We start from the raw sequence: 13,170 nt of genomic DNA, 5'->3' as shown, positions 1-13,170 counted from the left end.
GTACGATCAGCTTTGTTGCGGCCATCCATGTCTTGTGTGGTGAGACGTGGATGCTTGAGCCAAGGGTTATGTCGCGACTGCTCTGTTTCAGAGTTCCGGCGACCGCGGGAGAATGCAGCGTTCAAAAGGGGCCTTCGGATCGATCCGTGATCCTGTGTTCCGAGCGGGCATCAGGTGCTTCGCCGCTCGATCAGGACATGGCCCGTATCGACGATCCGCGCGGCTCCCTCGGGACGTTCGCCATGGATGCTGGTGAGGATAAGCCTGGCGACTTCCCGTCCGATCAGGTCTCCTGAGGGGCGGATGGTCGTGAGGGAGGGGATGCAGGAGGCGCTGAAGTCGAGATCGCCGAAGCCGACGACCGCGATCCCGTCCGGGACGGCGATCCCCCGGCGTTGGCACTCGAAGAGAGCCCCCAGGGCGATCAGATCGTTCGAGCAGGCGATTCCATCGAGGGTCGGGAGCTGCTGGAGGGCGCGGTTGAGCAGGAGAGAGCCGGCCTCGACCGTCGCTGCGCCAGGATGATTGATGATCTCGCACGAGAGGATGTCCCCCGTGCTTGCCGTCTCGGCAAAGCCGCTTGCGCGCTTCTCGGCCCGGTGGTCTTCCTGCATGCGCGCCCCCAGGAAGGCGAGAGTGCGACGGCCCTTCGACAGGAGATGCCTGGCGGCGGATGCGCCGACCTGCGGGTGCGAGAACCCGACCGCCATGTCGATCGGCTTTCCCCCGAGCTCCCACATCTCGACGATCGGCACGCCGCTGGCCTGCAGAAGCTTGCGCGTCCCGGCGCCGTGGGACAACCCCGTCAGGATGATGGCTGCCGGCGCCCAGGACAACGCAGTCCGGACCAAGGCCTCCTCCTGATCTTCGCCGTATTCACTATGGCCGAGGAGCACCTGCAAGCCTTCCGCGGCCAGCTCGGACTGAAGAGTCGAGACCGTCTCGGCAAAGAAGGCGTTGCGGATCGAGGGAACGATGATGCTGACGACCTTGGAGGACGCCGCGGCCAGGCCGCCCGCCACCAGATTGGGAACATAGCCCAGGGTGGAGATGGCGCGGGCGATCTCCTGCCCGGCCGCAGGGGAGACGGCGGCCGGCTTGCGCAGATAGAGCGAAACGGTGGAAGGCGACACCTGAGCGAGCTTGGCCACATCCATCATCGTAACGCGCTGCATCTTGCGGCGCTTTCGGGTGCCCCGGCTCTGTAAGCTGCTGCTGTCGGCGTCCATCGGCTTCTCTTTTTCGTAGCGCTTCGATGGAAGAAGCTTCCTTGAGTATAGGATATCAGGCCTCCACATCCAAGGAAAAAGCTGTTTTCAGAGAATTTTCTGCGGGTTTAAGGCAGATGTTGTGCCTTCTGCGGCCCTTTGCCAGTCCCGAAATGTCTCTTGCGTGGATTCCATCGTAGCGCTATGATGAGCGAGTTCCAAATTCACCTGGGATCCGTCGCAGGACCATGGACGCAGGCGGGCCGGCTTCGAGCGCGCTGCAAAGCAACAGGGAGGGAGCATGTCGTCAGTCAGCTTCCGTAAGCTTGAGAAGAATTACGGTGCACTTCGGATCGTGAAGGGCATCGACCTGGAAATTGCCGATCGTGAATTCGTCGTGCTGGTCGGCCCGTCCGGCTGCGGCAAGTCGACGACATTGCGTATGCTCGCCGGTTTGGAGAGCATCAGCGACGGCGAGATCCGCATCGGCGACAGGGTGGTGAACAAGCTGCCGCCGCGCGAGCGTGACATCGCCATGGTGTTCCAGGATTACGCGCTCTATCCGCACAAGACCGTTTATGAGAACATGGCCTTCAGCCTGAAGGTGCGCGGCATACCGGCTGCCGAGATCAAGCCCCGCATCTCTCAGGCGGCCGAAATGCTCGGCATCTCCCAGCTCCTCGACCGCAAGCCGAGCCAGCTCTCCGGCGGTCAGCGCCAGCGCGTAGCCATGGGACGCGCCATCGTGCGCCGTCCTCAGGTCTTCCTGTTCGACGAGCCTCTCTCCAACCTCGACGCGAAGCTGCGTGGTCAAGTCCGCACCGAGATCAAGCGGCTCCACCAGGCCATCGGCACCACCATCATCTACGTGACGCACGACCAGGTGGAAGCGATGACGCTCGCCGATCGCATCGTCATTCTGAAGGGTGGCGAGATCGAGCAGGTCGGCACTCCCGACGAAGTCTACAACAGCCCGGCCAGCGTCTTCGTCGGCGGCTTCATCGGTTCGCCCGCCATGAACTTCGCCAAGGGAACGATCCGCGGCGGTGCGGTCGTGTTCGACGGTGGCTCCAGCATTCCGCTCCAGGGTCATCCATCCGGAAAGGCGAACGGCCTTGAGGGACGCGACGTCATCGTCGGCATCCGGCCCGAGCATTTCATGCCCGCCGGCGAAGGCCATGCCCTCTCGGGTCGTGTGCAGGTCGTCGAGCCGCTGGGCTCCGACACGCTCATCCACTTCGCTCTCGGTGCCTCCACACTGACGGCGCGCGTCGCGCCGGAGATGCGGCCGCGCCCTGGCGAAACGCTGTCGATCGGTGTCGATCCCTCTCGGGTCCACCTGTTCGATGCGGCAACGGAACGGGCGCTGGTCTGACGGGCCAAGCCGACAAAGGTGTCCAAAAATGGGTGTCGGCAAGGAACCGGCACCATGAAACGTCCACGGAGGAAACGATGACTTTGAACAAGACCATGAAGCTGCTTCTGGCCGGCGCGGCTGTCACCCTGTCGGCATCCGCCGCCATGGCTCAGACCAATCTGCGCGTGTTCGTCTCCAGCCAGCATCGCCCGGATGTGTGGCGCAAGGCCTTCGACATGTACGAGGCCAAGAACCCGAACGTGAAGGTGACCATCGAGACGGGCGGCAATACGTCCGAGGCGCAGGCGCAATATCTCAACACCGTCATGACCGCGAAGGATTCATCCCTCGACGTCATGATCCTCGATGTGATCCGCCCGGCGCAATATGCGGCCGCCGGTTGGACGGTGCCGTTCAATGAGGTGCTCGGCAGCGATGCAGGCGCGTACATGAAGCGCTACCTTCCGGCCTATGCCGAGGCGAACACCGTCGACGGCAAGGTGGTGGCCCTGCCGGCCTTCGCCGATGCGATGTTCCTCTACTACCGCAAGGACCTTCTCGATAAGCACGGCATCCAGCCGCCGCAGACCTGGGACGAACTCGCGGCCGCTGCCAAGAAGGTCGGCGAGGCCGAGAAGGACCCGAACCTTCAGGGCCTTTCGTTCCAAGGCAAGGCGATCGAGGGCGCGGTCTGCACCTTCCTGCTGCCGTACTGGAGCATGGGCAAGCAGCTGGTCTCCAACGGCAAGCTGTCCTTCGACAAGGACGCTGCGGTGAAGTCGCTGAAATTATGGAAGGACTTCGTCGATCAGGGCGTCGCCAAGAAGAACATCGCCGAAGTCGCCACCGACGACACCCGCAAGGAATTCCAGGCCGGCAACGTGCTCTTCGCCGTCAACTGGTCCTATGCCTGGGGTCAGTTCCAGGGAGCCGATTCCACCGTGAAGGACAAGGTCGGCGTCGTGAAGCTCCCGGCGGTCCAGGGCGGCCAGCCCGCCTCCTGCCTCGGCGGCTGGGAATGGGGCGTGTCTGCCTATTCCAACAACAAGACCGAAGCGCAGAAGTTCGTGCAGTATCTGTCGAGCCCCGAAACCTCGGAGTTCATGGCGATCAACGCCGCTCTGCTCCCGCAATTCCCCGATGTTTATACGGATGCCGACGTGACCAAGGCCGTTCCGTGGTTCGCCAGTGCTCGTCCGGTGGTGGAGACCGCGAAGACCCGGCCGGTGACGCCCCGATACAACGAGGTGAGCGACATCATCCGCACCACTGTCAACGCGGTTCTGGCCGGACAGTCGACGCCCGAGGAAGGCGCCACGCAGATGGAAGGCCGCCTGCGCCGCGTCCTGCGCTAATCCGCACTTTGATCTAATGGATGGACGCCTTCGGGCGCCCATCCCCAACGTTGCACCCGGACAGGATCATGACGATGGCAACGGCCAGCGAAACAACCTTAGTGACGGCGCGTAGCGAGAGCGGTACGAAGTGGTGGACGCGCTTCCTCGATCCGAGCGAGCGGACCCTGGCCATGCTGCTGCTGTTGCCGGCGGCTTTGCTGCTCGCGCTCATCATCGTGTATCCGGTCTGCCGTCTGGTCTGGACCAGCTTCCAGAATCTGTCGCTGACCTCCGGCGCACCGGCGGCCTTCGCCGGGCTCGAGAACTACTCCCTGATGCTGGAGGATCCGGTGTTCTGGGAGACGACCTGGAACACGGTTCTCATTACGCTCATCACGGTCCCGGGAGCACTGTTCGTCGGTCTGGCGCTCGCCCTGATGGCGAACCTGCCGTTCAAGACCAAATGGCCGGTCCGGCTCTCGCTTCTGATTCCGTGGGCTCTGCCGCTCTCGTTCGCAGGCCTCATCTTCGCGTGGTTCTTCCATTCCGAATACGGCGTCGTGAACGACGTTCTCCGTCGTCTCGGTTTCGAAGGCGTGATCTGGTTCAATTCCGCCAATTGGGCCTTCGCGGCGATCTGCCTGACGATCGTCTGGAAGACATCGTCCTTCATGGCGCTGATCATTCTCGCCGGCCTCCAGACGATTCCGCGCTCGCTCTACGAGGCCGCCGAGGTGGACGGGGCAGGGCGGCTCAGGCAGTTCTTCGAGATCACGCTGCCGCTGCTCAAGCCGTCCATCGTCGTGGCGCTGATCTTCCGCACCATCACTGCGCTGCAGACCTTCGACATTCCCTTCACCATGACGCGCGGCGGCCCGGGCACGTCCACCGCCACGCTCGCCATGTACATCCACCAGAACACCGTCGATTTCCTCGATCTCGGCTACGGCTCGGCGCTCGCCGTGGTCATGTTCGCCCTCTCCATGGGCGTGACGGCGGTTTACCTGCGCATGATCCGGGCTAAGGGGTGACAGTCATGAGCCATGATACGCCTGCCAACAGCTCGATCTTCTCCGGCAAGCCGCTGCGCATCCTGATCGGCTTCATCCTGGTCGCGAACGGCATGTTCCCGGCGCTTTGGATCCTGTTCACGTCGCTCAAGACGGAAGCCGAGCTGACCGCCAAGCCGATCACGTGGCTGCCTCACGCACCGACGATTGCAAACTACCTGCGCGCCTTCACCGATCAGCCGCTGATCCTGTTTCTCTTCAACAGCTTCATGGTCGCGCTGCTGTCCACGGCCCTGACGCTCTTCGTGTCGGTGCTTGCCGCTTATGCCCTGGCGCGGCTCCACATCCGGGGGCGTGATCTGATCCTCTCCGCCATCATCGCGGTGTCGACGTTCCCGCTGGTGACGTTGCTGGTTCCTCTCTTCGAGATCATGCGCGCGCTGAACCTTCTCAACACTTGGATCGCCCTGATCCTGCCCTACACGGTGCTGAGCCTGCCGGTCTGCACTTTGATCCTGGTGTCGTTCTTCGAGGGAATCCCACGCGATCTCGAGAACTCCGCCATGATCGACGGCTGTACGCGCCTGGGCGCGCTGTTCAAGGTCGTGGTGCCGCTCGCGGCTCCGGGCGTTTTCACCGCCGGCATTCTCGCCTTCGTGAATTCCTGGGACGAATTCCTGCTCGCCCTTTCCTTCAACTCCAATCCGATGCTGCGCACGCTTCCCGTCGGCATCACCCTGTACCAGGGAGAGTTCGCTTTCCCCTGGCCGGTGATCTCGGCGGCGCTCGTCGTAGGCATCGTGCCTGTCGCGGTCCTGATCGTGATTTTCCAGGAGCGCGTCGTGTCCGGCCTGACCTCCGGCGGCATCAAGGGATAAGGAACTTTTGAAATGACACGCCGACCCATCGGGGAGTTGCGGAGCCAGCGCTGGTTCGCCTCCGACGACATGCGCGGCTTCGCGCATCGCCAGCGCACCCAGCAGATGGGCCTGCGCCGGGAAGAGTTCCTCGGCAAACCCGTTGTGGCCATCATCAACACCTGGAGCGATTTGAGCCCATGCCATTCGCATCTGCGCGATCGCGCGGAGGCCGTGAAGCGCGGCGTCTGGCAGGCCGGCGGGTATCCCGTGGAATTGCCGGCCCTGTCGGTCGGCGAGGTGATGGTGAAGCCCACCACGATGCTCTACCGCAACTTCCTCGCCATGGAGGTGGAGGAACTCCTGCGCTCGCATCCCATCGACGGTGCCGTTCTGCTGGGAGGCTGCGACAAGTCCACGCCCGGGCTCCTCATGGGCGCGATCAGCATGGATATCCCGGTGATCTACTGCCCGGCGGGACCCATGTCGAACGGGCAATGGCGCGGCCAGAAGACCGGAGCGGGCACGCACACCAAGAAATACTGGGACGAGCTTCGGGCCGGCAACATCACGCAATCGGACTGGGTCGATCTGGAAAGCCGGATGACACGTTCCATCGGCACCTGCAACACCATGGGAACGGCCTCCACCATGACGTCCATCGTGGACGCCATGGGCTTCACGCTCCCCGGAGCGTCGTCGATCCCAGCGGCCGACAGCGGCCATCCACGGATGGCCTCGGCATGCGGCGAGCGCATCGTCGAGATGATCTGGGAGGACTGGAAGCCATCGCGGTTCCTCGATGCAAAGAGTTTCCGCAACGGGCTTGTGACCTACATGGCGCTCGGCGGCTCGACGAATGCCGCCGTGCATCTCATCGCCATGGCGCGCCGCGCCAATGTCGACCTGACCCTCGACGACATGTCCGACATGGCCGGCAAGGTGCCGGTCTGCGCCAATCTCTTTCCATCCGGCGAGTACCTGATGGAGGACTTCTACTTCGCGGGCGGATTGCTCGCACTGCTCAAGAAGCTGGAGCGGCATCTGGAGCGGGATGCCATGACGGCGAACGGCAGGACGCTGGGCGAGAACATCACCGGAGCCGAATGCTGGAATGACGACGTCATTCGGGGAGAGGACAATCCGGTCGTGCCGCTTTCGCGCGGCAAGACGCTGGCCGTGCTGCGCGGGAACCTCGCCCCGAACGGCGCCGTGATGAAATCCTCGGCGGCAAATCCGAAATTCCTCAAGCATGTCGGACCGGCGCTCGTTTTCGACAACCCCGCCGAGATGAACCGGACCATCGACAAGCCCGATCTCGACATCACCGAGGATACGGTCATCGTTCTGCGCAATGCCGGCCCGGTCGGCGCGCCGGGCATGCCGGAATGGGGCAATCTGCCGATCCCGAAGAAGCTCCTCCGCCAGGGCGTGCGCGACATGGTCCGCATCTGCGACGGACGCATGAGCGGCACCCATTACGGCACCTGCATCCTGCATGTGGCGCCCGAGGCGGCCGTGGGTGGTCCTTTGGGTCTTCTCCGGACCGGCGATCTCGTGGAACTCGATGTCGAGGCCGGGCGCCTCGACATGAAAGTCGACGAGGCCGAGCTGGAGCGCCGCCGTGCCGAGTGGAAGCCGACCGCGCATGTCTATGGCCGGTCCTTCGCGGCGCTTTACCAGCGCCATGTCTCGCAGGCCGATCAGGGCTGCGACTTCGATTTTCTCAGCACGCCCGGCCCGGTGGTCGAGCCGTCCATCTTCTAGGGGCACGTCATGATCGATATCGAGAACCGGTTTAAAGGCTGGCTGAAGGGCGCGGGGCCGCGCCCGCCGCTCGGCACCTGGCTCATGGCGGCGGCTCCTGCGACCGCCGAAGCCATGGGCTACAGCGGCTTCGACTTCCTCGTCGTCGACATGGAGCACGTGCCGATCGAAGTCTCCGACTTGGCCCACATCCTGCGCGCCGTCGGCTGCACGCCCGCCGATGCGGTCGTGCGCCTCGCCTGGAATGATCAGGTGCTCGTGAAGCGCGTGCTCGATGCGGGCGCCCAGACGATCATGCTCCCGTTCGTGCAGACGGCCGAGGAAGCCCGGCAGGCCGTCTCGTTCACGAAATACCCGCCGGAGGGCATTCGCGGCGTCGCCGCTGTTCATCGCGGCTCGCGGTTCGGTCGCGCGGCGGATTATCTCAAGCGTGCCAACGATCAAATAGCGGTGATCGTCCAGCTGGAGACGCCCGAAGCCATCGAGCGGCTGCCGGACATCGCGGCCGTTCCCGGCATCGACGCATTGTTCGTCGGCCCCGGCGATCTCGCCGCCGCCATGGGGCATATCGGCAATATCGCGCATCCCGACGTTCAGGCGCTGATCGAGACGGCCGCCAAGATGGCGCGGGACGCCGGCAAGCCGGTCGGTATCGTGGGGCCCAACCCGGACATGGTGCGCCGCTTCATCGCTTACGGCTACAGCTACGTCGCGGTCGCGTCCGATATTGCCATGATGACGAGCCGCGCCTCCGAGTGGCTGGGCGCCCTGCGTGATCAACCGGCCTCTCCGGATGCTCCAGCCGCGGCCTATTGAGGTTCAGTGGAATGCCCCTCTCCGTCGCCCTCGATCTCCGCGCCGAATTGGGCGAGTGCCCGATCTGGGATGCCGATGAGCAGGCGCTGTTCTTCGTCGATATCAAGGGGAGGGCGCTTCATCGCTTCCGCCCTGCGACGGGCGAGCATGCCGTCAGGGCGATGCCCGAGGAGATCGGCTGCATCGGGTTCAGGAAGGGCGGGGGCTTCATCGCCGGATTCCGCTCGGGCCTCTGGCTGCTCGATTCCGAGGGGCATCGTGAGACGAAGCTCGCCGACAATCCGGAGGACCAGCGCACGAGCCGCTTCAATGACGGGCGCGTGGATCCGGCGGGCCGCTTTCTCGCCGGCACCATCGACGAGCCGAAGGATGGCGGCAGGGCGCATCTCTACCGCTATGACAATCGAGGTCTCACGACGCTCGCGAGCGGTCTTCTCACGTCGAACGGCGTCGCCTTTTCGCCGGACGGGCGCACGCTTTACCACTCCGATACCCCGACCTTCACGGTCTGGCGCTACGCCTACGATCCGGTGAGTGGCGAGGCGACGGACAAGGCCCTGTTCGTGCGCCTTCAGCCGACCGGGACGGACCGCGGGCGTCCCGACGGCGCCGCAGTGGACGCGGAAGGCTGTTATTGGACGGCTTTGTTCGAGGGTGGGCGGCTCCAGCGCTATGCTCAGGATGGAAAGTTGATGGCCGAGTATCCCGTTCCGGCCCGGTGCCCCACGATGATCTGCTTCGGTGGCGCTGACTTGAAGACGCTCTATGTGACGTCCGCCCGCACCGGCCGATCCGCCGATGAACTTGAAGCCTTCCCGCATTCAGGAAGTCTGTTTTCCATGCCGGTCGATGTACCGGGCCTGCCTGAAACCCGTTTCGACCCTTCTGTTTGAGGCCGCGCTGCGATGGCATCCGACTACACAACCGTTCAGTATCGCTCTCTTCAAAACCGCTCCGTGGTCATCACGGGCGGTGCGTCCGGGATCGGCGAGGAGATGGTGAAGGCCTTCGTCGCGCAGGGCGCGCGGGTGTCGTTCATCGATATCGCGCAGGAGCCCGGAAACGCGCTGGCAGGCGCGACAGGCGCCGCCTTCCACGCCTGCGACGTCACCGATATTCCGGCGCTCCGCGAGGTGCTGGCCAGGATCGAGAGCGAGCACGGCGGCGTGGATGTGCTCGTCAACAACGCCGGCAAGGACGACCGGCACGACATGGCCGAGGTAGAGCCGGATTACTGGCGGCGGGCGCTCGCTTTGAATCTTGACCATCAGTTCTTCGCCACGCAGGCTGTGGCGAAGGGCATGGCGGCCCGGGGCGCGGGCTCCGTCATCATGCTGGGGTCCATTTCGTGGATGCGCGGTCGCCCCGGCATGGTCGGGTACACGACCGCGAAAGCGGCGATCAACGGCATGGCCCGCACGCTCGCCCGTGAACTCGGGCCATCCAACATCCGGGTCAACTGCATCGTGCCGGGTGCCATTCTCACCGAACGCCAGAAGCAGCTCTGGCTCACGCCCGAACTGAACCAGCAGTTCCTCGACCTTCAGGCATTGAAGTTCCGGCTCGATGCCAGCCATGTGGCGAAGATGGCCCTTTTCCTCGGCTCCGACGAGAGCGGCGGCTGCACGGGGGCGAACTTCATCGTCGATGCCGGCCTGACCCAGAACTGAGAGTGTCCCATGAAGATTCAAACGACCGCCGACGGCTTCGATCTCGTTCTCGATGGAAGGCTGATCCTGCGCCACCGTGGCGATGCGCCGTGTCTCTTCGTGGGGCAGGGCGATGCCCGGATGGACATGTATCGCGGTAACTTCGACATCGAGGATTATGTCATCGAGCGCACACCGCTCGCCCATGCGGTCGTATCCGGCTCTGACATTGCCTTCTCTGCGGCTCCGGGACAGCCGGCTCGTGTCGTTCTGCAGATTTCAGGCGATGACCGGAACGGCGCCATCGCATTCCGGAGTGACGATGCCACCCTGAACCGCATCTGGTTCCGCATTCAGGCAGAGCCGGGCGAGCATGTATGGGGCGGCGGCGAGCAGATGTCGTATTTCGACATGCGCGGCCGCCGGTTCCCCCTCTGGACCTCGGAGCCCGGCGTGGGACGCGACAAGACGACGGAGATCACGTTCAAGGCGGATGTCACGGGCAAGTCGGGCGGCGATTACTGGAACACCAACTATCCGCAGCCGACCTATCTCTCATCCCGGCGTTACGCGCTTCATGTGGAAACGACCGCTTATTCGGCCTTCGATTTCCGTCACGGGGATTTCCACGAGGTCGAGATCTGGGCTGTGCCGGAGCGGATCGAGCTCACGGCGCGTCCCACCTTCATTTCTCTCGTCGAGGCCATGTCGGATCGCTTCGGCCGTCAGCCGCCCTTGCCGGAATGGGTCTATAACGGCGCGATCATCGGCTTGAAGGACGGAGCCCGCTCGTTCGAGCGGCTGGACGCCATCCTTGCGGCCGGCACGAAGGTGTCCGGTCTCTGGTGCGAGGACTGGGTGGGCCTGCGCCACACCTCGTTCGGTGCGCGCCTGTTCTGGGACTGGAAGGCCAACGACGACCGCTACCCGGGCCTGCGCCAGCGCATGGCGGAGCTGGAAGATCGCGGCATTCGTTTCCTCGGCTACGTGAACCCCTATCTCGCCGTCGACGGCTCGCTGTTCCCGGAAGCTGACGCGGCGGGTTATTTCGCCAAGGACGAGACCGGGAAGACGGCGCTTGTCGATTTCGGCGAGTTCGATTGCGGGGTCGTCGACTTTACCAATCCGGACGCGGCCGCCTGGTTCGCCGAGCGGGTGATCGGGCAGAACATGCTCGACTTCGGCCTGTCCGGATGGATGGCCGATTTCGGAGAGTATCTGCCGATCGACGTGAAGCTCGCCAACGGGGTCGATGCGAAGCTGATGCACAATGCGTGGCCGACGCTCTGGGCCGAAGTGAACGCGCGCGCGGTGGAGAGCCGGGGCAAGACCGGCGAGGCCCTGTTCTTCATGCGCGCCGGCTTCACGGGCGTCCAGAAGCATTGTCCTTTGCTGTGGGGAGGAGACCAATCGGTCGACTTCACCCGCCACGACGGCCTCGTGACCGTGATGTCCGGCGCGCTGTCGTCGGGCCTTCTCGGCAATGCCTATCATCATTCGGACATCGGCGGCTATACGAGCCTGTTCGGCAATGTGCGCACGGCGGAGCTCATCATGCGCTGGGCCGAGATGGGAGCGTTCACACCGGTCATGCGCACCCATGAAGGCAACCGCCCGCGCGATAACCTGCAAATCGACCAGGATCCGCAGGTGCTCGCACATTTTGCCCGGATGACACAGGTCTATGGGCATCTCGTGCCTTACCTGAAATCCCTCGTGGCGGAGGCCTCGACGCGAGGGCTGCCGGTGCAGCGCCCGCTGTTCCTGCATTTCGAGGACGATTCCCGCACCTACGCCATCCAGGATTCCTATCTCTACGGCCCGGATCTTCTCGTCGCCCCGGTCTGGCAGGCGGGAAAGACGGAGTGGAGCACCTATCTTCCGGAAGGCGCGGAATGGGTTCACGTCTGGTCGGGCGAGACATTCGCCGGCGGGCAAGAGGCGACGGTTCCGGCACCCTTCGGACAGCCGCCGGTGTTCTATCGTTCAGGATCCGGGTTCGCGCCGCTGTTCGCGAGCCTGAGGAGCCTCTGACCGATGTCGGTTATGGAGCTCATCGGCTTTCTCGTGCTGACAGGCTTCGCCGCCTATGCGCAGACCCTGACGGGCTTCGCCTTCGGGCTTATCACCATGGGCGGCGTCGGGCTGACCGGACTGCTCTCGCTGCCGGATGCCGCCATGATCGTGAGCGTGCTGACGCTGCTGAATGCCGCGCAGATGCTCCTGAAGGGATGGCGCGATGTGGCATGGCGCGAGTTCGGCTTCGTCATGGCCGCCAGCATTCCGCTGCTCTTCGTCGGATACTGGTTGCTGGAATGGCTTGCAGGGACGCAGGCGGACGTCTTGCGCCTGATCCTCGGGCTCGTGATCATCGTTTCGAGCCTGCAGCTCGCCCGAAAGCCCGAACCCTTGATGAAGCAGTCGAGCGACGGATCTTTCCTGTTCTTCGGAGCCATCGCCGGCATGATGGGCGGAATGTTTTCGACGGCCGGCCCACCGCTCGTCTATCATTTCTATCGCCAGCCCATGCCGCTGATCACGGTGCGCGAAACGCTCGTCACCGTCTTTGCGCTCAATGCCGTGTTCCGCATCGGTCTCGTGGTGTTCGCCGGCGACCTGCCGTCCGGTTCGACCCTCACGGGTCTCCTCGCCATTCCCGGCGTCATGGGTGCCACCTACGCGGCGCGCCGCTGGCCGCCTCCTGTTTCGCCGACGACGATGCGTCGCATCGTGTTCATTCTCCTCTTCCTCTCAGGCGTGTCGCTCGGAGCGCCTGCTGTCGTTCACCTTTTGGGAGTCTTCCGATGACTGTACATGCGCAACCTGTTGACCGTCGTGTTGTTGTGCTGAAGGACCCGTCGTTGCTGGTGGGGCAGGCCTATGTGGCGGGCGAATGGATCGATGCCCCGGACGGCCGGACCATCCCGGTCACCGACCCGTTCGACGGGGCCCTGATCCTCACGGTGCCCGATCTCGGTCCCGACGCGGCCCGGCGCGCCATCGACACGGCGCACGCGGTCCAGAAGGACTGGGCCCGCCGCACCGCCAAGGAGCGCAGCGCCATCCTGCGCCGCTGGTACGAGCTGATCCTCGCCAACGCCGACGACCTGGCGCTGATCCTCACCACGGAGCAGGGCAAGCCGTTGCCTGAGGCCAAGGGCGAGGTGAT

12 protein-coding genes are annotated in these 13,170 nt (G+C 64.1%); 11 read left to right on the top strand and 1 reads right to left on the bottom strand.

Features of this window, described 5'->3' with window-relative positions; genetic code table 11:
• Positions 1-170 precede the first annotated feature (170 nt).
• Entirely contained in the window at positions 171-1,229 is a 1,059-nt protein-coding gene (locus AB4097_RS16925) for a LacI family DNA-binding transcriptional regulator (RefSeq protein WP_442041641.1), read from the bottom strand.
• Between the two features lie 280 nt (positions 1,230-1,509).
• Between AB4097_RS16925 and AB4097_RS16920 the strand changes: the two genes are divergently transcribed.
• The 11 genes from AB4097_RS16920 to AB4097_RS16870 all read left to right on the top strand — a co-directional run.
• Entirely contained in the window at positions 1,510-2,583 is a 1,074-nt protein-coding gene (locus tag AB4097_RS16920; RefSeq protein WP_442041639.1) for an ABC transporter ATP-binding protein, read from the top strand.
• Positions 2,584-2,660: 77 nt separating this feature from the next.
• Complete coding sequence (locus AB4097_RS16915; protein ID WP_442041637.1) at positions 2,661-3,920, top strand: ABC transporter substrate-binding protein; 1,260 nt, start codon at positions 2,661-2,663, stop codon at positions 3,918-3,920.
• A gap of 74 nt (positions 3,921-3,994) precedes the next feature.
• Positions 3,995-4,933, top strand: a complete 939-nt coding sequence (locus tag AB4097_RS16910; RefSeq protein ID WP_442041699.1) for a carbohydrate ABC transporter permease — start codon at positions 3,995-3,997, stop codon at positions 4,931-4,933.
• Positions 4,934-4,938: 5 nt separating this feature from the next.
• Positions 4,939-5,790, top strand: a complete 852-nt coding sequence (locus tag AB4097_RS16905) for a carbohydrate ABC transporter permease (RefSeq protein ID WP_442041635.1) — start codon at positions 4,939-4,941, stop codon at positions 5,788-5,790.
• A 12-nt stretch (positions 5,791-5,802) separates the two neighbouring features.
• Positions 5,803-7,536 carry an L-arabinonate dehydratase gene (gene araD / locus AB4097_RS16900; protein WP_442041633.1) on the top strand — a complete coding sequence of 578 codons (1,734 nt, stop codon included), beginning with the start codon at positions 5,803-5,805 and terminating at the stop codon, positions 7,534-7,536.
• Positions 7,537-7,545: 9 nt separating this feature from the next.
• Positions 7,546-8,352 carry an HpcH/HpaI aldolase family protein gene (locus tag AB4097_RS16895; RefSeq protein WP_442041631.1) on the top strand — a complete coding sequence of 269 codons (807 nt, stop codon included), beginning with the start codon at positions 7,546-7,548 and terminating at the stop codon, positions 8,350-8,352.
• 11 nt (positions 8,353-8,363) lie between these two features.
• Positions 8,364-9,245, top strand: a complete 882-nt coding sequence (locus AB4097_RS16890) for an SMP-30/gluconolactonase/LRE family protein (RefSeq protein ID WP_442041629.1) — start codon at positions 8,364-8,366, stop codon at positions 9,243-9,245.
• 12 nt (positions 9,246-9,257) lie between these two features.
• A complete protein-coding gene (locus AB4097_RS16885) occupies positions 9,258-10,022 on the top strand; it encodes an SDR family NAD(P)-dependent oxidoreductase (protein ID WP_442041627.1) in 765 nt (254 codons plus the stop codon).
• 9 nt (positions 10,023-10,031) lie between these two features.
• A complete protein-coding gene (locus AB4097_RS16880; protein WP_442041625.1) occupies positions 10,032-12,035 on the top strand; it encodes an alpha-glucosidase in 2,004 nt (667 codons plus the stop codon).
• Positions 12,036-12,038: 3 nt separating this feature from the next.
• Positions 12,039-12,809, top strand: a complete 771-nt coding sequence (locus AB4097_RS16875; RefSeq protein WP_442041623.1) for a TSUP family transporter — start codon at positions 12,039-12,041, stop codon at positions 12,807-12,809.
• The coding region (locus AB4097_RS16870; protein ID WP_442041621.1) for an aldehyde dehydrogenase family protein at positions 12,806-13,170 on the top strand (365 nt) is incomplete at its 3' end. The genes AB4097_RS16875 and AB4097_RS16870, both read left to right, overlap by 4 nt.

The organism is Microvirga sp. 2MCAF35 (assembly GCF_052115545.1).
In the GTDB taxonomy this organism is placed as follows: domain Bacteria; phylum Pseudomonadota; class Alphaproteobacteria; order Rhizobiales; family Beijerinckiaceae; genus Microvirga.
Note: the sequence above shows the minus strand (reverse complement) of the source record. Positions and strands in the feature narration are given on the sequence as shown.